Annotated in this window: 21 protein-coding genes; 11 read left to right on the top strand and 10 right to left on the bottom strand. The window is 67.4% G+C overall.

Annotated features, from left to right (window positions below; all coding sequences use genetic code 11):
* Positions 1-7 precede the first annotated feature (7 nt).
* From C6P64_RS08315 to C6P64_RS08300, 4 genes are all read left to right on the top strand, one after another.
* Complete coding sequence (locus tag C6P64_RS08315; protein WP_105748093.1) at positions 8-1,321, top strand: PP2C family protein-serine/threonine phosphatase; 1,314 nt, start codon at positions 8-10, stop codon at positions 1,319-1,321.
* A 47-nt stretch (positions 1,322-1,368) separates the two neighbouring features.
* The gene (locus tag C6P64_RS08310; protein WP_105748092.1) at positions 1,369-1,836 is read left to right on the top strand and encodes a RidA family protein; all 468 of its coding nucleotides are present in this window, start codon (positions 1,369-1,371) and stop codon (positions 1,834-1,836) included.
* 164 nt (positions 1,837-2,000) lie between these two features.
* Complete coding sequence (locus C6P64_RS08305) at positions 2,001-3,203, top strand: ammonium transporter (RefSeq protein WP_105748091.1); 1,203 nt, start codon at positions 2,001-2,003, stop codon at positions 3,201-3,203.
* Positions 3,204-3,324: 121 nt separating this feature from the next.
* Positions 3,325-4,029, top strand: coding sequence for a protein-methionine-sulfoxide reductase heme-binding subunit MsrQ (locus C6P64_RS08300; protein ID WP_245911672.1), 705 nt, complete (start codon positions 3,325-3,327; stop codon positions 4,027-4,029).
* 93 nt (positions 4,030-4,122) lie between these two features.
* Here C6P64_RS08300 and C6P64_RS08295 read toward each other — a convergent pair whose 3' ends face one another.
* The 3 genes from C6P64_RS08295 to parC form a co-directional block, all read right to left on the bottom strand.
* Entirely contained in the window at positions 4,123-5,091 is a 969-nt protein-coding gene (locus C6P64_RS08295; protein WP_146115887.1) for a hypothetical protein, read from the bottom strand.
* A 126-nt stretch (positions 5,092-5,217) separates the two neighbouring features.
* A complete protein-coding gene (locus C6P64_RS08290; RefSeq protein ID WP_105748248.1) occupies positions 5,218-5,838 on the bottom strand; it encodes a DUF2238 domain-containing protein in 621 nt (206 codons plus the stop codon).
* Positions 5,839-5,852: 14 nt separating this feature from the next.
* Positions 5,853-8,264, bottom strand: a complete 2,412-nt coding sequence (gene parC / locus C6P64_RS08285) for a DNA topoisomerase IV subunit A (RefSeq protein ID WP_105748247.1) — start codon at positions 8,262-8,264, stop codon at positions 5,853-5,855.
* A 299-nt stretch (positions 8,265-8,563) separates the two neighbouring features.
* Between parC and C6P64_RS08280 the strand changes: the two genes are divergently transcribed.
* Both C6P64_RS08280 and C6P64_RS08275 read left to right on the top strand, forming a co-directional pair.
* On the top strand, positions 8,564-9,346 hold the full coding sequence (locus C6P64_RS08280; RefSeq protein WP_105748088.1) for an SHOCT domain-containing protein: 783 nt from the start codon (positions 8,564-8,566) through the stop codon (positions 9,344-9,346).
* 107 nt (positions 9,347-9,453) lie between these two features.
* A complete protein-coding gene (locus C6P64_RS08275) occupies positions 9,454-10,482 on the top strand; it encodes a ComEA family DNA-binding protein (RefSeq protein WP_105748087.1) in 1,029 nt (342 codons plus the stop codon).
* Positions 10,483-10,590: 108 nt separating this feature from the next.
* On the opposite strand, the gene C6P64_RS08270 is transcribed toward C6P64_RS08275, so the two are convergent.
* Positions 10,591-12,579 carry a DNA topoisomerase IV subunit B gene (locus C6P64_RS08270; protein WP_105748086.1) on the bottom strand — a complete coding sequence of 663 codons (1,989 nt, stop codon included), beginning with the start codon at positions 12,577-12,579 and terminating at the stop codon, positions 10,591-10,593.
* 245 nt (positions 12,580-12,824) lie between these two features.
* Positions 12,825-14,396 carry a methyl-accepting chemotaxis protein gene (locus tag C6P64_RS18710; protein ID WP_105748085.1) on the bottom strand — a complete coding sequence of 524 codons (1,572 nt, stop codon included), beginning with the start codon at positions 14,394-14,396 and terminating at the stop codon, positions 12,825-12,827.
* Positions 14,397-14,490: 94 nt separating this feature from the next.
* On the opposite strand from C6P64_RS18710, the gene C6P64_RS08260 reads away from it, so the two are divergent.
* From C6P64_RS08260 to bamC, 4 genes are all read left to right on the top strand, one after another.
* The gene (locus tag C6P64_RS08260; protein ID WP_105748084.1) at positions 14,491-15,732 is read left to right on the top strand and encodes an MFS transporter; all 1,242 of its coding nucleotides are present in this window, start codon (positions 14,491-14,493) and stop codon (positions 15,730-15,732) included.
* A gap of 127 nt (positions 15,733-15,859) precedes the next feature.
* A complete protein-coding gene (locus tag C6P64_RS08255) occupies positions 15,860-16,450 on the top strand; it encodes a class I SAM-dependent methyltransferase (RefSeq protein WP_105748083.1) in 591 nt (196 codons plus the stop codon).
* A gap of 38 nt (positions 16,451-16,488) precedes the next feature.
* Complete coding sequence (dapA, locus tag C6P64_RS08250; protein WP_105748082.1) at positions 16,489-17,376, top strand: 4-hydroxy-tetrahydrodipicolinate synthase; 888 nt, start codon at positions 16,489-16,491, stop codon at positions 17,374-17,376.
* 41 nt (positions 17,377-17,417) lie between these two features.
* On the top strand, positions 17,418-18,554 hold the full coding sequence (gene bamC, locus C6P64_RS08245) for an outer membrane protein assembly factor BamC (RefSeq protein ID WP_105748081.1): 1,137 nt from the start codon (positions 17,418-17,420) through the stop codon (positions 18,552-18,554).
* A gap of 162 nt (positions 18,555-18,716) precedes the next feature.
* On the opposite strand, the gene C6P64_RS08240 is transcribed toward bamC, so the two are convergent.
* Together C6P64_RS08240 and C6P64_RS08235 are read right to left on the bottom strand one after the other, a co-directional pair.
* Positions 18,717-18,902, bottom strand: coding sequence for a hypothetical protein (locus tag C6P64_RS08240; RefSeq protein ID WP_211296814.1), 186 nt, complete (start codon positions 18,900-18,902; stop codon positions 18,717-18,719).
* A 259-nt stretch (positions 18,903-19,161) separates the two neighbouring features.
* Positions 19,162-20,310 (bottom strand): JmjC domain-containing protein, encoded by a 1,149-nt coding sequence (locus C6P64_RS08235; RefSeq protein ID WP_105748079.1) that lies wholly within the window; start codon positions 20,308-20,310, stop codon positions 19,162-19,164.
* A 14-nt stretch (positions 20,311-20,324) separates the two neighbouring features.
* Between C6P64_RS08235 and C6P64_RS08230 the strand changes: the two genes are divergently transcribed.
* Positions 20,325-20,858: an FKBP-type peptidyl-prolyl cis-trans isomerase gene (locus C6P64_RS08230; protein ID WP_105748078.1), complete on the top strand. Its 534-nt coding sequence runs from the start codon at positions 20,325-20,327 to the stop codon at positions 20,856-20,858.
* A gap of 69 nt (positions 20,859-20,927) precedes the next feature.
* Here the strand turns inward: C6P64_RS08230 and dut are convergent, their stop codons facing one another.
* From dut to dxs, 3 genes are read right to left on the bottom strand one after another with little or no spacing between them, the layout of a single operon-like run.
* Positions 20,928-21,377, bottom strand: coding sequence for a dUTP diphosphatase (gene dut / locus C6P64_RS08225; protein ID WP_105748077.1), 450 nt, complete (start codon positions 21,375-21,377; stop codon positions 20,928-20,930).
* A 30-nt stretch (positions 21,378-21,407) separates the two neighbouring features.
* Positions 21,408-22,487, bottom strand: a complete 1,080-nt coding sequence (locus tag C6P64_RS08220) for a TRAP transporter substrate-binding protein (protein ID WP_105748076.1) — start codon at positions 22,485-22,487, stop codon at positions 21,408-21,410.
* The gene (gene dxs, locus C6P64_RS08215) at positions 22,484-24,358 is read right to left on the bottom strand and encodes a 1-deoxy-D-xylulose-5-phosphate synthase (RefSeq protein WP_105748075.1); all 1,875 of its coding nucleotides are present in this window, start codon (positions 24,356-24,358) and stop codon (positions 22,484-22,486) included. Before dxs ends, C6P64_RS08220 begins: the two co-directional genes overlap by 4 nt.
* Between the last annotated feature and the right edge of the window lie 35 nt (positions 24,359-24,393).

The following is a 24,393-nucleotide window of genomic DNA, read 5'->3' as shown; positions in this document are numbered from 1 at the left end:
GAATAGCATGAGTCTGTCACACCCCCTGCCGCGTGTCCTGATCGTCGACGACACGCCCTCCAACATCAAGGTCCTGATCGCCATGCTGCAGGCCGACCACGAGCTCAGCGCGGCGACTTCAGGCCAGCAGACGCTCAGGCTGCTGGCCAAGGGCCAGAAGCCGGACCTGATCCTGCTCGACGTCATGATGCCTGGCATGGACGGCTACGAGGTCTGCGCCGCGCTCAGGAGCGATCCGGCCACGCGCGACATCCCGGTGATCTTCGTCACCGCCAAGACCGATGCCGACAGCGAGGCACTCGCGCTGGCCAGCGGTGGCGTGGACTTCATCCACAAGCCGCTCAACCCGGTGGTCGTGCGCGCGCGCATCCGGCTCCATCTCGAGCGGGCGCGCCAGCAGCGCGAGCTCGAGGCGCTCAACCTGCAGCTGCAGCGCAGCCTGGCGGCCCGCATCGAGGTCGAGCAGGAACTCGCCCAATGGCGCGCGCGGGAAATGGAGTTCTGCTCGACGATCCAGCAGCAACTGCTGTTCGGCACGCCGCCGGCTGACCTGAATGGCTACTCGATCGCCTACCACTCGGAGCCGTCGCAGGGGGTGGACGGCGACTTCTACAGCTTCACCCAGCTCAGCCCGACCTGCTTCGAGGTGCTGACCGGCGATGCGATGGGCAAGGGCCTGCAGGCCGCGATGACGGCCGCCGGCGTCAAGAGCGCCTACGACAAGGCCCTGGCCCGGCTCGACACCAAGCGCCAGGCCGGCCTGCCATCGCCGGCCGAACTGGTCAACGCGATCCATGCCGACATCACGCCGCGGCTGATCCAGCTCGAGACCTTCGTCACGATGACCCTGCTGCGCTTCGACAGCGCCGCGCAGACCGTGACCTGGGTCAATGCCGGCCACATGCCGACCCTGATCGCGCCCAGGGACGGACACGCCATCATCTCCCTCATCGGCGGGAACATGCCGCTGGGCATCCACGAGTCCGAAGTCTACGAGGAGCATGTCCACGCCTTCCATGCCGGCGACACGCTGCTGCTCTACTCGGACGGCATCTCCGAGGCGCTGGACCCGGACCATGTGCCCTATGGCGACGAGCGCGTCAAGCATATCCTCGAGCTGGGCCAGCGCAGCCAGGCCAAGCCCCAGATGATCATGAATTCGCTGCGCAGCGACCTCGCCGACTACACCCAGCTCACGGCCGTCACCGACGACAAGACCGTGATCGTGATCCAGGCCACGCCGCTGCCGGCAGCGCCGCCGTCGGACCGCCCCGCGGGCGACCTGGGCCGGTCCCTGTGCATGAGCCCGCTCGACGACTGAGGCCTGGCAATCCGTAGAATTGACGGATTTACCCACCGGAGTCCCGAATGAGCGTCTACGCCCGCCTGCAAGCCCTGAACCTCACCCTGCCCCCGGTCGCCGTGCCGGCCGCGGCCTACCTGCCCTATGTGCAAAGCGGCAAGCAGCTGTTCCTGAGCGGCCATATCGCCAAGCAGGACGGCAAGCCCTGGGTCGGCCAGCTCGGCCTGACCATGACGACCGAGCAGGGCCGCGCGGCCGCGCGCGCGGTCGCCGTCGACCTGATGGGCACGCTCGAACATGCCTGCCGCGCCGCCGGCACCGACCTCGACGGCATCAAGCGCATCGTCAAGGTCATGAGCCTGGTCAACTCGACCTCGACCTTCACCGAACAGCACCTGGTCACCAACGGCTGCTCCGAGCTGCTCGGCGAGGTCTTCGGTGCGGCCGGCACCCATGCGCGCAGCGCCTTCGGCGTGGCGCAGATCCCGCTCGGCGCCTGCGTCGAGATCGAGCTGATCGCCGAGCTGGCCTGAGTCCCGGACCCGGCAACGGCCGGGCGCCACCGTCCCGCTGCTGAATCCGCGCCAGGCCTGTGCATGCTGCACCAGCCTGGCTTGTTTTTTGCTTGCTTTTGGTGCCAGACTGGACAGCAGCCACTGTCCGCATCGAGAATTCACTTTTTTCACCAAAAACAAGCATGGACGCACTAAAACAGGGCGCAGATGTCCTCTTCATCCTGCTCGGGGGCATCATGGTGCTGGCGATGCACGCCGGCTTCGCCTTCCTCGAGCTCGGCACGGTCCGACAGAAGAACCAGGTCAACGCACTGGTCAAGATCCTGGTCGACTTCTCGGTCTCGACCCTGGTCTATTTCCTGCTCGGCTACAGCGTGGCCTATGGCAGCAGCTTCCTGGTCGGCGCCGAACAGCTCATGCAGCAGAACGGCTACGAGCTGGTCAAGTTCTTCTTCCTGCTGACCTTCGCGGCGGCGATTCCGGCCATCATCTCGGGCGGCATCGCCGAGCGCGCGCGCTTCTGGCCGCAGCTGCTGGCGACCGCCGTCATCGTCGGCTTCGTCTATCCCTTCTTCGAGGGCATAGTCTGGAACCAGCATTTCGGCGTCCAGGCCTGGATCAAGGCGCTGACCGGCGCCGAATTCCATGACTTCGCCGGCTCGGTGGTCGTGCATGCCGTCGGCGGCTGGATCGCGCTTGGCGCGGTGCTGTTGCTGGGCCCGCGCGCCAACCGCTACCGCAAGGACGGCGCCATGAGCGCGCACCCGCCGTCGAACATCCCCTTCCTCGCGCTGGGCTCCTGGATCCTGATCGTCGGCTGGTTCGGCTTCAACGTGATGAGCGCGCAGACGCTCGACAAGATCTCGGGCCTGGTCGCGGTCAACTCGCTGATGGCCATGGTCGGCGGCACGCTGGCCGCCCTGGTCGCCGGCAAGAACGACCCCGGCTTCGTGCACAACGGCCCGCTGGCCGGCCTGGTCGCGGTCTGCGCCGGCTCCGACCTTATGCACCCGATTGGTGCATTGGCGGTCGGCGTGGTGGCCGGCCTGCTGTTCGTCGGCATGTTCACGCTGACGCAGAACCGCTGGAAGATCGACGACGTGCTGGGCGTCTGGCCGCTGCACGGCCTGTGCGGCGCCTGGGGCGGGATCGCGGCCGGCATCTTCGGCCTCAAGGCCATGGGCGGACTCGGCGGCGTGAGCTTGGCCAGCCAGCTGATCGGCACCGCCATGGGCGTGGGCTGGGCGCTGCTGGGCGGACTGGCCGTCTACGGCGCGCTCAAGGCCACCTTCGGCCTGCGCCTGAGCCAGGAGGATGAATACGAGGGCGCCGACCTCAGCATCCACCGCATCCGCGCCACGCCAGAACGCGAAAGCAGCTGGTAAGCAAGGCCCGGCTCCTGTCCCGCCATGCCGCCCCCAGGGGCGGCATTTTCATATCCGGCCAGGCAACAAGGACAAGGCCGGCGAGCCTGGCATGGCGGCAGGGCCTGCCTACAATGGCGCCATGTCCAGTACCCGCCTGCTCAACTTCCTGCGGCCGCTTGCGTTGCTGGCCTGCGCCCTGCCGCTGCTCGCCCTGCTCTGGGCCGGCCAGCATGACCGGCTCGGCAGCAACCCGGTCGAGACCCTGATCAGCGACACCGGCGAATGGTCGCTGCGCCTGCTGCTGGCCACGCTGGCCGTCACCCCGCTGCGCAAGCTGCTGGGCCTGCCGGCGCTGGCGCGCTGGCGCCGCTTCCTGGGCGTCTGGTCGCTGGTCTACGCGCTGCTGCACTTCGCGGCCTATGCCTGGCTCGAGATGGCGCTCGACGTCGGCGAGATCCTGCGCGACGTCATGACCCGGCCCGTCATCACGGTCGGCCTGCTGGCACTGGCCTTCATGCTGCCGCTGGGCGCGACCTCGTTCAACCAGGCCATCCGCCATCTGGGCGCCGCCAAATGGCAGCGCCTGCACCGGCTGGTCTACCTGGTCGCCATCCTGTCGGTGCTGCATTTCTTCCTGAAGAAGGCCGGCAAGAACGACTTCGCCGAGGTCTCGGTCCATGCCGCCCTGCTGCTGGCCCTGCTGGGCTGGCGCGTGCACGACAAGTGGCGCCGGGGCGACTTCAAGGGCTTCTTCTCGGCCAGCCCGCACAGCTGCAGCCACCAGCCCCGGCATCCGATGGGCGCCGACATCCAGCCCATCGTCTTCCACCGCAAGAAGCCCTGAAGCGACTGGCCAGCGCCGGCGAACCCGGCCCAGGCGGGGCCTGGGCTGCCACTCGGTTCCGGCATCGGCTTGCCGGCAAGGCAAGAGGCGAACTCACTGCCCCTTCCTGCTTTTCTGGCTGGCCTCAGCAGCGGCCGGATTGACGCTGACGACAGATGAGTTCGTCGCTTCCTCGATCCGGGTGCGAATGAAGCGCTCGCTGAAACCGGCCAGGAAAGCCAGCACCAGGCAAGCGGTCATCGGGTCGGCATTCGCAGGCAGCAGCGAGACAAAGCCGGCTTGCTGCAGCAGGACAATGAATGTCGCGGAGGCCGCCCCCACGATGGGCTTGAGCGCCAGCAAGGTGCGCTGCAGGTAGAACTGGGCGGAAGACGCGTGGATCGACTCGTTGGTCCACAGCGCGCTGACCAGGCCGCCGATGGCACCGAACAGCATGATGCCAGCCAGCTGCGGGCGGGTGATGACCATTCCACGCAAGAGATCGGGCAACAGCCAGAACGCCGTGCACAGCAGGACCAGCAGCACCGACCCCGTCACCGTCAAGCGCTTGCGCAGCAGGTTGACCTTTCTCCAGTGCGCCTCGCGCGCGCCGGCCACCAGGCGCGACAGGCGTTCGAGTTCCAGGCGGATGCGCGGCAGCGGCTCGCTGGTGGCGGCAGGGATGGCAGCCCCGGGGACAGGGCCGCCGATCAACTCGGCTTCGAGCCGGGCCAGCTCACGCTCGCCAAGCAAGCGCTGCTGCTGCTGCGGCAGATAGCAGCAGGAAGCGCGCACATCGGCCAGCACGGCGAGCAAGTCGGGCGCTGGCAGCACGCTGCACAAGAGGTGGCGCAACTGGTTGATCAAGGCCCATACCGCGTCGTAGCGGTCGTAGGGCAGGATACCGAAGTGGCGCTGGTCCAGGATATCCTGTGCATCCACCAGCCAGGAGCTGGCCTGCTCCTTCACCCCCGCAGCGACATCCGGGCGGGCTTCGAGCTTGGCGACCGACAGGCTGACCTCGCGAAAGCGGATCACCAGATCGGGGTTGCGCCAGCTGCGCATATGCTTCCTGAACGCCATCATGCCTCCCTTCGAAGCGAGGCCCGAGCTGAAGATCCGGGCCGGATCGGGAGACTTTGACGCGCCAGACAACGCCAAGTCAAGCGGGCCGCCCTCCCGGGATCAATCCAGCGACCCCAGGAGCGTTCAGACGGCGCCCAGGCGTCGCAGCTGGCGGTCGTGCAGGCGCGAACAGCTCAGCAGCGAACAGACCGCCCCGACCAGGGCCATCGACATGTCGGACTGCGTGTCCCAGGGATCGCCCTGGGTGCCGAGGAATTCATCCGCCCCCTGACCCAGCGCCAGCGCGGCCCCCCATTCGATCAGCTCGTAGCAGGCGCTGATGGCCAGCACGACGCAGACCACCAGGAAAGCCAGCATGCGCCGACCGCGCACATGGTCACCGCGCAGCAGGATCTCGCGCGCGGCCAGCGCCGGAACGAAGCCCTGGAAGAAATGGCCGATCCGGTCATAGGGATTGCGCTGCAGGTCCAGCCATTCGGCGAGCTGGAAGCCGAGCGGCACCCGCGCGTAGGTATAGGCGCCTCCCACCATGAGCACGACCGCGTGCGCGAAGATGCAGGCATACAGCAGGCTGGTGAGCGGAAAGCGGCGGTAGCTCAAGACCAGCAGCGGCAGCACGATCATCACCGGCAACACCTCCATCAGCCAGGTGGCGCGGTCGTAGGGAGCCCAACCCGAAAGGAGCAGCAGCGCCAGCAGCGCGAAAGTCGCCGCCAGCAGATAGGGCTGCCTGTGCCAGGACATCTTGGCGGCAGCCATCAGACCCAGCGCAGCACCCGGTTCGGCTTGAAGCCGAAAGTCGCGTCCTTGCCCTTGCGACCGCGGGCGCCCAGCGCATTGTTCAGGCTGCGGATCTCGAGCGTCTCGTCGCGCAGCTTGCCGCCGCGGCCCACGCCCTCGATGCGCACGCTGCGGACATAGGCGGCCGCGCCCGCCAGGCTGTCGCTGTCCTCCAGCGCCAGCAGCTGCAGGCCGCGTCCGCCCTTGGGCTGGTGCTTGAGCTCGGTCAGCTCGAAGGTCAGGATGCGGCCGGCCTGCGAGACGCAGCAGACACGGCTGGCCGCCGGCGCGCCGCCAGCCGCCGCTGGAGCGCCCTCGCCCGGCAGGAGCGCCAGCACGCTGCCATCCTGGCCCGCCAGCCGCAGCGCGCCGCCGCCCTGCACCAGCGAGGGCGCGCACAGGCTCTCGCCCTCGGCCAGCGTGACGAAGGCCTTGCCGCCCTTGTGGCGCGCGACCAGATCCTCGACCCGGGCCAGCAGGCCATAGCCGCCCGAGCCGCTCAGCAGCAGGGTCGTGCTGGCCGGACCGGCGAAATAATGCACCGGCTGGGTGCCGGCCTCGAGCTCGATCAGGGTCGTGATCGGCTGGCCATCGCCGCGCGCCCCCGGCAGCGCGGCCACCGGCACCGAATAGACGCGCCCGTTGCTGCCGAACACGATCAGCTGGTCGACCGTGCGGCACTCGAAGGTGCCGTGCAGGCCGTCGCCAGCCTTGAAGGCGAAGCCGCCAGCCTCATGGCCATGGCCGGTGCGCGCGCGCACCCAGCCCTTGCTCGAGACCACCACCGTCACCGGCTCGTCGACCACCTTGATCTCGGCCACGGCCCGCTTCTCGGCCTGGATCAGCGTGCGGCGCTCGTCGCCGAAGGTCTTGGCATCGGCCTCGATCTCCTTGATCATCAGGCGCTTGAGGCTGTTCGGGTTGGCCAGGATGTCTTCCAGCTTGCCCTGCTCGGCGCGCAGCTCGGCCAGTTCCTGCTCGATCTTGATCGCCTCGAGCCGCGCGAGCTGGCGCAGGCGGATCTCGAGGATGTCCTCGGCCTGGCGCTCGGACAGGCGGAAGCGCTCGATCAGCGCGGCTTTCGGCTCGTCGCTGTGGCGGATGATCGCGATCACCTCGTCGATGTTGAGCAGCACCAGCTGCCGCCCTTCGAGGATGTGGATGCGCTCGAGCACCTTGTGCAGCTTGTGCTGGCTGCGCCGGGTGATGGTGGCCTGGCGGAACTCGACCCATTCGGCCAGCATCTGGCGCAGCGATTTCTGCACCGGCTTGCCGTCGAGCCCGACCAGGGTCAGGTTGATCGGCGCCGAGGTCTCGAGGCTGGTGTGCGCCAGCAACGCGGTGATCAGCTCCTGCTGCTCGACCGTGCGGCTCTTGGGCTCGAACACCAGCCGCACCGGCGCGTCCTTGCTCGACTCGTCGCGCACGCCGTCGAGCACTGCCAGCAGCGAGGCCTTGAGCTGGCTCTGCTCCTGGCTCAGCGCCTTCTTGCCGGCCTTGACCTTGGGGTTGGTGAGCTCCTCGATCTCCTCGAGCACTTTCTGGCTGCTCACGCCGGGCGGCAGCTCGGTCACGACCAGCTGCCACTGGCCGCGCGCCAGGTCCTCGATCTTCCAGCGCGCGCGCACCTTCAAGCTGCCGCGCCCGCCGCGGTAGGCGTCGGCGATGTCGGCAGCGCTGCTGATGATCTGGCCGCCGCCGGGGTAGTCGGGGCCCGGGATCAGCTCGAACAGCTCGGCCTCAGTCAGCTGCGGATTCTTCACCAGCGCGACGCAGGCGTTCGCGATCTCGCGCAGGTTGTGGCTCGGGATCTCGGTCGCCATGCCGACTGCGATGCCGCTGGCGCCGTTGAGCAGCGAGAACGGCAGTCGCGCCGGCAGCTGTTTCGGCTCCTGGGTGCTGCCGTCGTAGTTGGGAATGAAGTCGACCGTGCCGAGGTCGATCTCGTCGAGCAGCAGGCTGGTGATGCGCGACAGGCGGGCCTCGGTGTAGCGCATCGCGGCGGCGCCGTCGCCGTCGCGGGAGCCGAAGTTGCCCTGGCCGTCGATCAGCGGATAGCGCAGCGCGAAGTCCTGCGCCATGCGCACCAGCGCGTCGTAGGCGGCGGTGTCGCCATGCGGGTGGTAGCGGCCCAGCACGTCGCCGACCACGCGGGCGCTCTTGACCGGCTTGGCCGGGGTGTTGTGGTTGGCGCCACCGTAGCCCAGGCCCATGCGCTGCATCGCGTACAGGATGCGGCGCTGGACCGGTTTCTGGCCGTCGCAGACATCGGGCAGCGCGCGGCCCTTGACCACGCTGAGCGCGTACTCGAGATAGGCGCGCTGGGCGTAGGCGGCCAGGCTGTCGGGGTCGCCCGTGGCGGGCTTGAGGTCGAGGATTTCTTCGGTCATGGGGTCGCTATCGTAGCGTCTCGGACCCGGGCCGCGCACCACGGCGGCGGTCAGGCGGCCGCCACAGGGGATCAAGCCGAATCGGAATGCCCAACATCGGCCCATCAGCGCCCGTTTTCGTGCATTGATGCACCGCTATTGTGCGCAATTGAAATAGACCTCGAGAATTCCAGCACGAAAATCCGAAAAAATTCCGGGTCACGCGACTGGATTACATTTATCCAATCCAGCCAGCGAAATTCTCCGCTGCCAAACACAATCGAAGATTCGCTCCTTTCCAGGCCAACAGGATTCATACCATGCGACCCCTCACCCCCTCCGGCCAGCAGGCCATCAGCCAGATCGCACAGCGCCATGGCTTCAGCGTCGAGGCCGTGACAACCATGCTCGACGCCGTCATCAACGGCAACGGCAGCATGGCGCAATTCAGCCACCCCGAATTCGGCGGCTCGGGCCAGTGGATGTCGGGCGGCATGACCATGCTGTCCGACATGTTCAACAACTACCTCAAGGGCCGGGTCGACAGCCTGTGCGCCGAACTGGCCGCGCTGGTCGCGAACCAGCCCGACCTGCTCCAGCGCACCAGCGCGCCGCCGCTGGGCCCGAACGACGCCAGCCTGTTCATGCCGGCCGGACCGGACTGGTGGGGGCCGGATCTGCGCTGGCCCGACAGCAGTGGCGCGCAAAACGGCGTGCGCTACGCCTATTTCTCGCAGGCACACCGGCTCGCGATCGAGTGCAACGGCCAGGTCACGATCTACGACACGCAGGACCACCAGATCGGCGGCGTCTCGCAGCAGCAGGGCCAGGATGGCTCGCTGAGCTTCAGCAGCCAGCACGGCCAGATCGACATCAAGCGCCTGCCAGTGCTCAGCATCAATGGCCAGGCAGCACCGGGACCGGCACCAGCACCGCAAAGTGCCAGCAACTGGGGGGCCCTGCTGCCCACGCCTGCGCAGCCGATCGCGACCGCGAGCGATATCTTCACGCTGATCGAGCGACTGGCCGAATTGCACCAGCGCGGCCTGCTGAGCGATCTGGAATACGGCAGCAAGAAAGCCGAATTGCTGGCCAGGCTTTGACATGATCCATTCATCGTGACCTGAAACAATAGCGGTCTGGCGCAGATATTGCTGCGCCATCGATCATCCCCAGCCGCCAAATTCCCGATATGTCAGACCTCACATCCATGCCCCGCACGACTTTCTGCGGCAATCTGAGCTATCGATTCGATGCCGACCAGGTCGAGTTGCAGGCCGATATTGCCGGCCCGCCGGGCTGGTCGGGACAGAGTCAATGGGCGCTGCAGCTCTGGGCCGACGATACCGTCAAGGTCGCCGAATTGCCGCTCGGTCTGTTCGAGGCCGATGAGCAGGGCCTGCTCAGGGTCAGCGGCCTGGCGACCGCACAGCCGCCGGCGGGCGACAACTTCCACCGCATGAGCCTCAAGCTGGTCTCCGGCCAGCCGGGCGACTACGCCGAACTGTACGACCAACAGGCCTTCGGCTTGCTGCAAGGCTTCGCCCAGCCACGCCTGCTCGGGGCGGTGGACTGTCAATCGAACGACGAGGGCCTGACGATCGAAGTCGAGTCGATCAGGAATCCGCGTGCGCCTGGCAACCTCAGCGGCACGCTGGCACTCGAACTCTGGGCGCTCGACGCCCCCTACGCCGGCGGCAGCTGGTCCGGCACCCCGGTGGCCAGCCTGGTGATCGGCTGCCTCGACGGCCAGGCCAGCCTGGAGCACAACCGTTTCCTCGTGCACGCAGCCCCCTGGCCCGCGAACAGCGAGCTCACGCTGATGCTGCGCGAATGGACCGCTGCCGGCTATGTCACGCGCGACTACCGCCTGCTGGAGCAGCCGGCCCAGGCTGCGCCAGTAGCGCCAGCGCCCGAGCCAGTACCGGCAGCAGCGCCGGAAGCAGAATCGGCGCCAGCGGCCACAGCAACGCCGGCCCAGGCAGGCGTCCCCGCCGCGATCGACAGCGAACCGGCACAGGCCAGGCAACTGCCATCAGCCAAAGCCAGGACCAGCGCCCAGCGGGTCTCGATCAACCGCGCCAGCGCCAGCCAGATCCGTTCGCTCCAGGGCATAGGCCACAAGATGGCTGAGTCGATCATCGCCCAGCGGCCTTACCGCTCGATCAACGACCTGCTGCGGGTCAAGGGCATAGGCATGAAACGGCTCGAGCAGCTGCGGGCGCAACTCGAGCTCTGACAGGCCGGGCAGGCGGCCACCGATTTCTACTACTCCAGCATGAGGTAGCCACCTGCCTGGCCACCGATGCCTACCTAAAAGCTGAAAGCCGAAGCCATAAGGCCCAGGTCAGACGTCGATCTCGACCTCGTCGCCGTGCAGCTCCATCAGCTCGCGCCGCGCCGCGGCCTCGCCCTTGCCCATCAGCTGGGTGATGACGTCCTCGGTGTCGGCAAAGCTCAGGCCGCCGAGCTGCACCGGCAGCAGGCGGCGCGTGTCGGGGTTCAGCGTGGTGTCCCAGAGCTGCTCGGCATTCATCTCGCCCAGGCCCTTGAAGCGGCTGATCTGGCATTTGTCGCGCGCCACGCCCTCCTTGGCTGCCTTGTCCAGGATGGCGCTCAGCTCACCCTCGTCGAGCGCGTAGGCCTTGGTGGCCGGCTTCTTGCCGCGCGCCGGCACATCGACCCGGAACAGCGGCGGCCGCGCGACATAGACATTGCCGGCCTCGATCAGCTTGGGGAAATGGCGGAAGAACAGCGTCAGCAGCAGCACCTGGATATGCGAGCCGTCGACGTCCGCATCCGACAGGATGCAGACCTTGCCATAGCGCAGTCCGCTCAGGTCGGGCGCGTCGAGCGGGCCGTGCGGATCGACGCCGATCGCGACCGCGATGTCGTGGATCTCGGTATTGGCGAACAGCCGGTCGCGCTCGACCTCCCAGGTATTGAGCACCTTGCCGCGCAGCGGCAGCACGGCCTGGGTCTCTTTGTCGCGGCCCATCTTGGCGCTGCCGCCGGCCGAATCGCCCTCGACCAGGAACAGCTCGTTGTGCGCCAGATCCCGGCTCTCGCAGTCGGTCAGCTTGCCCGGCAGCACGGCCACGCCGCTGCCCTTCTTCTTCTCGACCTTCTGGCCGGCGCGCTGGCGGCTCTGCGCGGCCTTGATCGCGAGCTCGGCCAGCTTCTTGCCATAGTCGACATGCTGGTTCAGCCACAGCTCGAGCGCCGGGCGCACATAGCCCGAGACCAGGCGCAGCGCGTCGCGCGAGTTGAGCTTCTCCTTGATCTGGCCCTGGAACTGCGGATCGAGCACCTTGGCGCTCAGCACATAGCTGGCGCGCGCGAACACGTCCTCGGGCATCAGCTTGACGCCCTTCGGGAGCAGCGCATGCAGCTCGATGAAGCCTTTCACCGCCTGGAACAGGCCATCTCTGAGGCCGCTGTCATGGGTGCCGCCCGACGGGGTCGGGATCAGGTTGACATAGCTCTCGCGCACCGGCGCGCCTTCCTCGGTGAAGGCCACCGCCCAGGCCGCGCCCTCGCCCTCGGCGAAGCTCTCGTGGCCGGCATCGGCATGACCCTCGCCCTCGAACAGCGGGATCACCGGCTCGCCGACCAGGGTCTGCAGCAGATAGTCGCGCAGGCCGCCCTTGTACTGCCAGGTCTGGCTTTCCTTCGTCTTCTCGTTGACCAGTGTGACCGAGACCCCCGGCATCAGCACCGCCTTCGAGCGCAGCAGCTGCACCAGCTCGCCCATGGGAAGGGCGGCAGACTCGAAGTACTTCGGATCGGGCCAGGCCCGCACCGTCGTGCCCTGCTTGCGCTCGCCAGGCTCGAGCGGGCGCCGGCTCAAGGACTCGACCACGTCGCCGCCGGCAAACACCAGCCGCGCCAGCTGGCCGTCGCGGTGGCTGCTGACCTCGAGCCGGGTCGACAGCGCATTGGTCACGCTGACCCCCACGCCGTGCAGGCCGCCCGAGAAGCTGTAGGCGCCGCCCTTGCCCTTGTCGAACTTGCCACCCGCGTGCAGCCGCGTGAAGACCAGCTCGAGCACCGGGGCACCCTCCTCGGGGTGGATGCCATGCGGGATGCCGCGCCCGTCGTCCTCGATCGCGACCGAACCGTCGTCGTGCAAGGTCACCTTGATCTTCTTGCCGTAGCCGGCCAGCGCCTCGTCGGCCGCGTTGTCGAGCACCTCCTGCACGATATGCAGCGGGTTGTCGGTGCGGGTATACATGCCGGGGCGCTGCTTGACCGGCTCCAGGCCCTTGAGCACGCGGATCGAGCCCTCGGCATAGGCGGTACCAGCGGAATTGGTCGAGTTCGGTTTGTCTGCCATGATGAGGCGCGATTGTAGAGAGCGAACATCACGCTTGATCCGAATGGAGCGGATTGCCCTCGCGTCCGGCGGCTGCCGACCCCGGGCAGCGCGCCTCGGCGCCAGTCGCCCCCGCGCCCGATCTCCAGGCCAGCCCCCCGAGGCCCGAATCAGCACGAGGCTCGGTCGTCATCGGACACCGATGCCAGCGCAGGGGCTGGAGCGGCCGACTGGACCGGCGCACGCACGACCGGTGCGCCTGCAGCCTAGCCGCGATGCGCCAGCTTGAACACCGCGACGGCTTGCACCAGTTCGTGCGCCTGCTGCTTGAGACTCTCGGCCGCCGCCGCGCTTTCCTCGACCAGCGCGGCATTTTGCTGGGTCATGTGGTCCATCTGGATCACCGCGCCGCTGACCTGCGCCACATTGGCGCTCTGCTCATTGCTTGAGACATTGATCTCCTTCATCAGATCGGTCACGCGCTTGATCGCTGTGACGACCTCGCTCATCGTGTTGCCGGCCTGATCGACCAGCACCGTGCCGCGCTCGACGCGCTCGACGCTGGTCGTGATCAGGCCCTTGATTTCCTTGGCCGCCTCGGCGCTGCGCTGCGCGAGACTGCGCACCTCGGTCGCCACCACGGCAAAGCCACGGCCCTGCTCACCCGCGCGGGCGGCCTCGACCGCCGCGTTGAGCGCCAGGATGTTGGTCTGGAATGCGATGCCGTCGATCACGTTGATGATGTTGGCGATCCTGGTTGACGCCTCGTTGATGCCCTTCATGGTTTCAACCACTTGATTGACCACCGAGCCCCCCTGGGCCGCCACGTTCGATGCTCCGAGCGCAAGCTGATTGGCCTGCTGGACATTGTCGGCATTCTGGCTCGCGGTGCTGCCAAGCTCCTCCATCGAGGCCGAGGTCTGCTCCAGCGCACTGGCCTGTTCCTCGGTGCGCTGGCTCATGTCGGCATTGCCATGCGCGATCTGCTCGCTGACGCTGGCGACGCTTTCGGCATTCTGGCGCACATTGGCGACGGTGCGAGCCAGACTCTCCTTCATCTGCGACAGCGCCTGGACCAGTTGCACGATCTCGTCCTTGCCATCGGCGTGCAACGTGACGGTCAGATCACCCTCGGCCAGACGGCTCACGGCGCTCTGCGCCTGGGCCAGCGGTCGCGTCACCGAACGGGCGATCAGCAGCGCCGCCGCACCGCCCAGCGCCACCGCCACGATCGCCAAGCCGCTCAAGGCGATCTTGGCGGTATCGTAGGTGCCATCAGCTTCCTGGACCTTTTTCTGGCCTAGGGTCTCGTTGTAGGTCCACATCGCTTCCAGACTGAGCAAGGCGGCATCAAAGGCCTTGCTGCCATCGTTCGCAAACAGACTGCGAGCCTTTTCGAGCGCGCTCGAATCGGTGGCGGTCTGGTGCGACAGCACGAGGATCTGCTCCCAGAGCGCCAGATACGTCGCCACGTCGGCCTGGACCTTGAGCCAGCGTCGCTTGTCCTCGTCGTCCGAGACCAGCTTCTCATAGGCTGCCAGGGTACTGCGGAGGTGCTCGCGATCGCGGGCAATGCGTTGCTCAAGGGCAGCCATGTCCTGCTCGGAACTGCTCAGGATATGGTTGGCCTCGGCCCGGCGGATGTTTTCCATGTCGCCACGCACCTGCGCCACATTGTCGAGCGAAGGCACGACGTTATCAAAATAGTAACGCCCATTTTCATGCACATGCTTGATCAGGAAACTAGCCGACAATGCCATTGCCAGCAAGAGCGCAAGAACCAACGCAAAACCCACTCCAAGACGGGTAGCCACCTTAAAATTTGCTAATTTGAGCATAAATCTGTTAAAAAACATAACTCAAACCAAGTTAACTTACATAACAAAAATAGCAATTAGTATTTCCACTAACTAAAACAGTGTCACCCAACCCATGAAGCCAGCCGCCCACCGCCTGCCCCTGTTGCAACTGCTGATCTGCAGCAGCCTGATCCTGACCCTCTCGATGGGGGTGCGGCATGGCTTCGGCCTCTGGCTGCAGCCGGTCACGCAGGACCAGGGCTGGACGCGCGAATCGTTCGCCTTCGCGATCGCGCTGCAGAACCTGTCCTGGGGTCTGCTCGGCATCGTGGCCGGCATGCTGGCCGACCGCTGGGGCGGCTTGCGGGTGCTGCTCGGCGGCGCCCTGCTGTGGGCGCTGGGCCTGTGCGGCATGGCGCTGGCGCAGTCCGAGCTGGGCTTTGCGCTGAGCGCCGGCCTGCTGATCGGCGCAGCCCAGGCCGCCAGCACCTACACCGTGATCTACGGCATCCTGGGCCGGCAGATCGCGCCCGAGCGGCGCTCCTGGGCCATGGGGCTGACGGCCGCGGCGGGCAGCTTCGGCCAGTTCCTGATGGTGCCGACCGAGGGCTGGCTGATCAGCAGCTTTGGCTGGCAGCAGGCGCTGCTGGTCCTGGCTGCCGCAACGCTGCTGATCGCGCCGCTGGCGCTGCTGCTGCGCGAGCCCGACTTCAAGCCAAGCACGCCGTCGAGCGCGCCACCCGCTGCCGACCAGAGCCTGTGGCAGGCCCTGCGCGAGGCGGCCAGCTACCCGAGCTTTCGCCTGCTGATGGCGGGCTACTTCGTCTGCGGCTTCCAGGTCGTCTTCATCGGCGTGCACCTGCCGAGCTACCTGAAGGACCAGGGCCTGGCACCCCAGGTCGCCAGCACCGCGCTGGCGCTGATCGGCCTGTTCAACGTCTTCGGCAGCTACGGGGTCGGCATGCTGGGCCAGCGCTGGCCCAAGCGCTACCTGCTCGCAGCCATCTACGGCACGCGCTCGGTCGCGATCACGCTGTTCCTGCTCGCGCCGCTCACCCCCTGGAGCGTCTATGTCTTCGCCTCTGCGATGGGCCTGCTCTGGCTCTCGACCGTGCCGCCGACCAATGCCATCGTGGCGCAGATCTTCGGCGTGCGCCATTTCTCGATGCTCAGCGGCTTCGTCTTCTGCAGCCATCAGGTCGGCAGCTTCTGCGGCGTCTGGCTCGGCGGACTGCTGTACGACCGCAACGGCAACTACGACCTGGTCTGGCTGATCTCGATCGGCCTGGGCCTGCTCGCCACCGCCGTCAGCCTGCCGGTGCGCGAGACCGCGATCGCGCGCGCGCCGCAGCGCGCCGCCGCCAGCACGCCATGAGCGCCTGGCTGCTGCGCTTGGCCAGCCTGCTGGTTCTGCTGGCGGTGTTCTCGCTCTACTTCCGGCCCGGCTTCATGCAGGACCTGGCCGATCTGCTCTGGTCCTGTTTCTGAAAGATGAAGGCAAGATGACGACCGATACACTCCCGCCGTCGGAATGGGTGCGGCGCTGGGGCCACCTGATCCCGGACCGGCCGGGCGGTGCGCGCGTGCTCGACCTGGCCTGCGGACAGGGCCGGCACAGCCGCTGGCTGATGCGCCAGGGCCACCAGGTGACCGCGGTCGACCGCGATGCGCAGGCGCTGGCCGGACTGGCCGAGCTCGGGCCCTGGGTGCGGCCCCTGCAAGCCGACCTCGAGAACGGGCCCTGGCCGCTGGAAGGCCGAGAGTTTGAGGCCGTGGTCGTGACCAACTACCTCTGGCGCCCGCTCTGGCCGCGGATCCTGGTCAGCCTGGCCCCAGGCGGCCTGCTGCTCTACGAGACCTTTGCCGACGGCAACGCCAGCGTCGGCCGGCCAGCCCGGCCCGAGTTCCTGCTGCAGCCCGGCGAGCTGCTGCGCGTCTGCGCCGGACTGCGCATCGTGGCCTACGAGGACGGTTTCCTGAACCATCCCGAACGCTTTGTCCAGCGCATCGCGGCCGTCAACGCCGGGCCAGCTGTCACGGCTGGTGACAAAGCTGCGCCCCCCGCGCGCTATCCCCTGCACGGCGCTGGGTAGAATGTGGATCGACATTAAATTCCTCTAGAGACTCCGCCATGAAACCCATCACCGGCAGCATCGTCGCCCTGGTCACTCCCATGCACGAAGACGGCAGCGTCGATTACGCCGCGCTGCGCAAGCTGATCGACTGGCATGTCGCCGAAGGCACGGACTGCATCGGTGTGGTCGGCACCACCGGCGAATCGCCCACCGTCAATGTCGAGGAGCATTGCGAGATCATCCGCGTCGCGGTCGAGCAGGCCGCCAAGCGGGTGCCGATCCTGGCCGGCTGCGGTGCCAATTCGACCGCCGAGGCGATCGAGCTCGCCAAGTTCGCACAGAAAGTCGGCGCCGACTGCCAGCTCCAGGTCGTGCCCTACTACAACAAGCCGACCCAGGAAGGCCAGTACCTGCACTTCAAGGCCATCGCCGAGGCCACCGGCGGCGACCTGCCGATCATGCTCTACAACGTGCCGGGCCGCTCGGGCGCCGACATGCTGCACGACACCGTGCTGCGCCTGGCCCAGGTACCCGGCATCTTCGGCATCAAGGAAGCCACCGGCAACCTCGAGCGCGCGCAGTGGCTGATCAAGGAAACCCCGGCCGAGTTCTCGGTCTACTCGGGCGATGACCCGACCGCCGTCGGCCTGATGCTGATGGGCGGCCAGGGCAACGTCAGCGTCAGCGCCAACATCGCGCCGCGCCAGATGCACGAGCTGTGCATGGCGGCGATTGCCGGCGACGTCAAGCGCGCAATGGCCATCCAGCTGCAGCTGCTGCCGATCCACAAGCAACTGTTCGTCGAGGCCAACCCGATCCCGGTCAAGTGGGCCATGAAGCGCCTGGGCCTGTGCAACGACGCGATGCGCCTGCCGATGACCCGCCTGACGCGCGGCAACGAACCCGTGGTCGAGGCCGCGCTGCGCGCCTCGGGCCTGCTCTGAATTCCAGGCCCGGCTCCCACCGCGCCCAACGCCTCCGCACCATGATCAAGAAGCCGTCAACGCTCAACGCAGCCCCCCGCACCGCCCTCGCCTGCGCACGCTGGACCCTGATCGGCCTGAGCGCCGTCGCCGCCGTCGGCTGCTCGGTGCTCGAAGAAGGCAAGGTCGACTACCGCAGCGCCAAGAAGGTCAGCAACCTCGAAGTACCGCCCGACCTGACCCAGCTCAGCCGCGACTCGCGCTACCTGGTGCCAGGTGCCTCGGTGACGGCTTCGAGCCTGCAGCAGCAGGCGCAAGTCCAGCCGGCCGCTTCAGTTGCCGTCGTCCCGACCGACGCCAAGCTGCGCATCGAGCGCGCCGGCAGCCAGCGCTGGCTGGTGATCGACCGCGCGCCGGAAAAGCTCTGGGAACCGCTGCGCGAGTTCTGGCAGGAAAGCGGTTTCAACCTGGCGCTCGAGCAGGAAAAGCTCGGCATCATGGAAACCGAGTGGGCAGAGAACCGCGCCAAGCTGCCGCAGGACATCATCCGCTCGACCATCGGTCGGGTGTTCGACAGCCTGTACTCGACCGGCGAGCGCGACAAGTTCCGCACCCGCATCGAGCGCAACGCCCAGGGCGGCAGCGAGATCTACATCAGCCACCGCGGCATGATCGAGGTCTACACCAGCGACAAGAAGGAGCAGACCGTCTGGCAGCCGCGCCCCTCGGATGTCGAGCTCGAGGCCGAATTCCTGCGCCGCCTGATGATCAAGCTCGGCACCGCGCCCGAGCAGGCCAAGGCCGTGCTGGCGGCCGGCACCCAACCGCAGGCCGCCAAGACCACCACGCTCAACGGCGTGCCGACCTTGCAGCTGGCCGAAGGCTTCGACCGCGCCTGGCGCCGCATCGGCCTGGCGCTGGACCGCACCGGCTTCACGGTCGAGGACCGCGACCGCAGCCAGGGCATCTACTTCGTGCGCTACCTGCCCAGCGACAACGGGACGCAGGACGGCAAGCCGGGCTTCCTCTCCAGCCTGTTCGGCGCCAAGGCCAAGGAAATCACGCCGCAGCGCTACCGCATCAAGGTCGGCAGCGACGCCAGCCAGAGCCAGGTCTCGGTGCTCGATGCCCAGGGCCAGCCCGAGACATCGGCCACGGCCGGCAAGATCCTGCAACTGCTGACCAACGACCTCAAGTAAGGCCAGATCGCCAGAACCAGAACGGCCCCTGCATGGGGCCGTTTTTCATGGCGGAAAGCCGCCGGGGTTGCTAGCAGCCGGCAGTGCCGATGTGGCGGCAACGGCATGCAACAGACGTAAAAAAACCGCCTGGCGGCGGTTTCTTGCCTGAGGCAGAAGAAATTACTTCTTCTCTTCAGCGGCCGGGGCAGCAGCAGCGGCGTCAGCAGCCGGAGCGGCCGGGGCAGCAGCTTCAGCGGGAGCAGCAGCCGGGGCAGCGGCCGGAGCTTCAGCAGCGGGTGCCGGTGCCGGTGCCGGAGCAGCAGCTTCTTCCTTCTTGCCGCAAGCGGACAGAGCAGCAGCAGCCATCAGAGCAGCGATAACGAGAGTCTTGTTCATCTTTCGGTCCAAAAAATTTTGTCAGGACGATCATTGGAAGCATCCGGCGTCACCATCCTGAAATGACGGCCAGTGTAACTTTCGCGACGCTGACAAATTCCCTCCAGCGCGCCAGTTCAATCACAATGATAAAGCCAAAACAGAGAAGGGATAACCCTGATAGGCTTTTTTTTGTAGCGAAATGTCAACAACGTCTCGGAACGCCGCCCGGATCAGCGCGTGATCGGCCTCAGTTCGGCTGCGCGTGCAGCCAGCCGGCTTCGTACCATTCGCCCAGCAAGGCCTTGGCGCCCTTGCTCGCGCCGCGCACCGCGCGACCATCCAGACGCCGCTCGTCGGCCAGCCGGCGCATCAGCTCGGCATCCTTGCCGCCGGCACGGTAGGCCTCGCCGTTGATGAAGATGTGATGCTCGTCATACATCATGCGGCTGCGCCGATCGAGGACGATCGCGCCGGGCGTCCAGTCGGCCTCGGGCTCGTCGAACCAGACCTTGGGCTTGGGCTCGGTCATGACCTCGCCGAGCGCACGCGCCATGTCCTCGGGCTGCTCGAGCAGGCGCTTGAGCGCATCGGCCGTGAACGCCTGCAGGCCAGCCGGGATGCGACCCGGCTGCTGGGTCGCTGCCTGGTCCGGGTCGCGGTAGAGGGTCTCGTCCTCGTGGTCGTCGGCCAGGCGCTGGGCGATCTCGCCCGCCAGTCCGCCACGCTGCGGCACGCGGAAACCCACCGAGTAGGTCATGCATTCGCCCTCGACCGCGACGCCGTCATGGGCCCATTTGGGCGGCAGGTAGAGCATGTCGCCGGGCTCGCAGACATATTCCTCCTCGGCCTCGAAATGGCGCAGGATCTTGAGCGGCAGGTCGGGCTCGAGGCTCAGGTCCTTCTGGCGACCAATGCGCCAGCGGCGCTTGCCCTGGGCCTGGATCAGGAACACGTCGTAGCTGTCGTAATGCGGGCCGACGCCGCCGCCCTCGCTGGCCCAGGAGATCATCAGGTCGTCCAGCCGCGCATCGGGCAGGAAGCGGAACTGCTGCATCAGCGCGTGCGCCCCGTCATGGTGCAGGTCGACGCCCTGCACCAGCAGGCTCCAGTGCGGCTGCTTGAAGGGCGGAAACGCCGACTTGGTGAACGGCCCATGCTTGAGCGCCCAGTCCACGCCAGGCTTTTGCACCACCAGGCGCGACTCGACCTGCTCCTGGCCGGACAGCGCGAACAGTTCGGGGCGCGACAGCAGGGGCTGGAAGCCGGGCAAGGCGCCCTTGACCAGCAGGGGCTTCTTTTGCCAGTGACGGCGCATGAACTGGGCCGGAGTCAGGCCGCCGAGCAAGGCAAGCGGCTGGTCCGGGGCGGGAGGCAGGGGAAATTGGACATCGGTCATGGGACAATTGTGCGATGAAAATCACTCCACAATGCGTCGTGTCGCTGACCTGGACGCTCAAAGATACCCTCGGCGAAGTCCTCGACGAGCTCGACGAGCCGGTCGAGTTCCTGCTCGGCGGCCAGGATCTGCTGGCCAAGATCGAGGCCCAGCTGCAAGGCCTGGAGGCGGGCGACGAGCTCGAACTGCAGCTCGAGCCCGAAGAGGCCTTCGGTGATTTCGACGACCACAAGCTGTTCCTGGAGCCGCGCGCGGCCTTCCCGGCCGAGCTCGAGGAAGGCATGGCCTTCGAAGGGCTGCCGGAAGGCTGCAATCCGGACGCGCCGCGCGATCAGGTCTACTTCGTCAGCGAGATCTATCCCGAGCATGTCGTGCTCGATGCCAACCACCCGCTGGCCGGCATCGCGCTGCGGCTGCAGCTCAAGGTGCATGCGGTGCGCGAGGCCTATGTCGAGGAGATCGGCCAGGGCACGCTGGGCACGGGCTTCTTCCGCCTCGGCGGCGGCGAGCAGCCTCCGGCCAACAACGACGGCCACACCCTGCACTGAAGCCGGCCTGGCGGCCAGCCATGGCCGGCCACCGGAATTGACGACCTCGCTTGAACGAGCCGCCTGCGCTCAGCTGCGGCCGGTCGAGCCGTAGCCGCCGATGCCGCGCTCGGTGGCGGCGGCAAATTCATCGACGATGTTGAACTTGGCCTGCAGCACCGGCACGATCACCAGCTGGGCGATGCGCTCCATCGGCTCGATCGTGAACGGCACCGCGCTGCGGTTCCAGGCGCTGACCATCAGCTGGCCCTGGTAGTCGCTGTCGATCAGCCCGACCAGGTTGCCGAGCACGATGCCATGCTTGTGGCCCAGGCCCGAGCGCGGCAGGATCAGCGCGGCATAGCCGGGATCGGCCAGGTGGATCGCCAGGCCGGTCGGCACCAGCTGCCAGGCATTGGGCTCGAGCCGCAGCGGCTGCTCGAGGCAGGCCCTCAGGTCGAGGCCGGCGCTGCCCGGCGTGGCATAGGCGGGCGGCTGCTGCGCGAGCCGCGGGTCGAGGATCTTGACGTCGATTTGCATGGAGATAGCGTGAAATGAGCTGACTCAGCGTCAGAGCCGGGCCGACTGCAGGTAGCGGTCGAAGCTGGCCTCGGCGAGCCGGTGCCAGAGGTTCTGCTCGCGCCGGAAGGCCGAATAGTCGGCATAGATGCGGCGCCAGGCCGGATTGCGGCGCGACAGATCGGCGCACAGGGCATTCGAGGCCTTGAAGGCGGCATCGAGCACCGGCTTGGAAAAGGTCTTGACCCGCACGCCGGAGGCGACCAGCTGCTTGAGCGCGACCGGGTTGAGCACGTCGTAGCGCGCCTGTATCGCGGCATGGACCGACTGGGCGGCCATCTCGACCATGGCCTTCAGATCGGGTGGCAGGGCGCGCCAGGCCTTGGCATTGCAGTACAGGCTGAGCTGGGCACTGCCCTCCCACCAGCCCGGGTAATAGTAGTAGCGCGCGACCCGGCCCAGGCCAAGCTTGCGGTCATCATGCGGACCGACCCACTCGACCGCATCGAGCTGGCCGCGCTCGAGCGCGCCGACCAGCTCGCCCATCGGCAGCTGCTGCGGCACGGCGCCGAGCGACTGCAGCACGCGCGCGCCCAGCCCGCCCATCTGCATGCGCAGGTCGGCCAGGTCGGCGGGCGAATCGAGTTCGCGCCGGAACCAGCCCCCCATCTGGGCACCGGAATTGCCCATCGGAAAATTGACGATCTGGTGCTGGGCGTAGAAGTCGCGCAGCAGCTTGAGCCCGTTGCCCTCGAGCTGCCAGGTGCTCATCTGCCGGCTGTTGAGCCCGAACGGCACGGCGCTGTCGAGCGCAAAGCATTCGTCGATGGCGACGAAATGGCTCGGCACCGCGTGCAGCGCATCGATCTCGCCGGCCTGCAGCGCCTCGAGCAGTGGCAGTGACGCGACCGGCTCCTCGGTCGGCAGCAGCGTGACCTGCAGCCGACCGCCAGAGAGCAGACCCAATTGGCGCGCAAACTGCTCGGTGCCGCCGTAGACGGCGTCGAGCGAAGGATGGCAGGCAGACGCCAGGCGCCAGCGAATCACGGGCTGGGCCAGCACCGCCGGCGCGCTGCAGCTGGCCAGGATGCCGGCCAGGCCGGCCTGACCCAGTACGCCGCGGCGCCTCAAGATGCCTCGCCCTTCGCCACCTCGATCGGCATCAGCCAGGCCCGGACGCTGCGCTCGATGCCTGCGGCATCCAGGCCGAGCTGGGACAGCAGGCCGGCATGGTCGCCATGCTCGATGAAGCGGTCCGGCAGTCCGAGCTGCAGCACCGGCAGCGGCAGGCGGGCGGCCTGCAGGGCCTCGAGCACGGCAGAACCGGCGCCGCCGGCAATCGCGCCCTCCTCAAGCGTGACGATCGCCTCGTGGCTGCGCGCCACCTCGAGCAGCAGCTCGAGGTCGAGCGGCTTGGCCCAGCGCATGTTGACCACCGTCGCGTCGAGCGCCTCGGCGGCAGCCAGCGCGGGCTGCAGCAGGGTGCCGAAGGCCAGGATCGCGACGCGCCGGCCCTGGCGCCGCAGTTCGCCCTTGCCGAACGGCAAGCCCTCGAGATCGTCAGGCAAGGCGGCACCGACGCCAGCGCCGCGCGGATAGCGCACCGCCACCGCATGGTCCTGGGCATAGGCGGTCGAGAGCAGGCGGTAGCACTCGGCCTCGTCGGCCGGACAGGCGATGCTGACGTTCGGAATGCAGCGCAGGAACGGGATGTCGTAGGCGCCGGCATGGGTCGGGCCGTCGGCGCCAACCAGACCGGCGCGGTCCAGCGCCAGCACCATCGGCAGCTTCTGCAGCGCGACGTCGTGCACCAGCTGGTCGTAGGCGCGCTGCAGGAAGGTCGAATAGATCGCGACCACCGGCTTGAGGCCCTCGCAGGCCAGGCCGGAGCCAAAGGTCACCGCGTGCTGCTCGGCGATGCCGACATCGTAGTAGCGGTCCGGGAAGCGCTGGTGGAACTCGACCATGCCCGAGCCCTCGCGCATCGCCGGCGTGATGCCGACCAGGCGCTGGTCATGCGCGGCCATGTCGCACAGCCAGCGGCCGAACACCTGGCTGAAGGTCGGCTTCGGAGCCTGGGCTGGCTGCTGCAGGCCGACCTTGGGGTCGAACTTGCCCGGGCCGTGGTAGGCGATCGGATCGGCCTCGGCCAGATCGTAGCCGCGACCCTTCTTGGTCACCACATGCAGGAACTGCGGGCCCTCGAGCTGCTTGATGTTCTCCAGCGTCGGAATCAGCGACTCGAGGTCATGGCCGTCGATCGGGCCGATGTAGTTGAAGCCGAACTTCTCGAACAGCGTGGCCGGCACCACCAGGCCCTTGGCCTGTTCCTCCAGGCGCTTGGCCAGCTCGAACAGGTGCGGCGCCTTGGCCAGCACCTGCTTGCCGACCTGCTTGGCCGCCGAGTAGAAGCGCCCGCTCATGAGCTGGGCCAGGTAGCGGTTCAGCGCGCCGACCGGCGGGCTGATCGACATGTCGTTGTCGTTCAGGATCACCAGCAGCCGGCCGTCGAGCACGCCGGCGTTGTTGAGTGCCTCGAAGGCCATGCCGGCGGTCATCGCGCCGTCGCCGATAACGGCGATCGCCTGCCGGCTCTCGCCTTTCTGGTGCGCCGCCATCGCCATGCCGAGCGCCGCCGAGATGCTGGTCGAGGAATGCGCGGTGCCGAAGGCATCGAACCCGCTCTCGCTGCGCAGCGGAAAGCCGCTGATGCCGCCGTGCTGGCGCAGGCTGCCCATGCGCTCGCGCCGGCCGGTCAGGATCTTGTGCGGATAGGTCTGGTGGCCGACGTCCCAGACGATGCGGTCCTCGGGCGTGTTGAAGACATAGTGCAGCGCGATGGTCAGCTCGACCGTGCCGAGGTTGGAGCTCAGGTGGCCGCCGGTGCGCGCCACGCTGTGCAGCAGGAAATCGCGCAGCTCGGTCGCCAGCGCGGGCAGCTGGGCGCGCGTCAGTCGGCGCAGATCGGCCGGGGAATCGATGGTGGACAGCAAACCGGTCATTGTTCGGGGTTCTCGTGTAGCGAGTGACGGCAGGC

This window comes from Malikia granosa (genome assembly GCF_002980595.1).
GTDB classification, from domain to species: Bacteria; Pseudomonadota; Gammaproteobacteria; order Burkholderiales; family Burkholderiaceae_C; genus Malikia; species Malikia granosa.
This window is presented reverse-complemented; position numbering and strand designations above follow the sequence as displayed.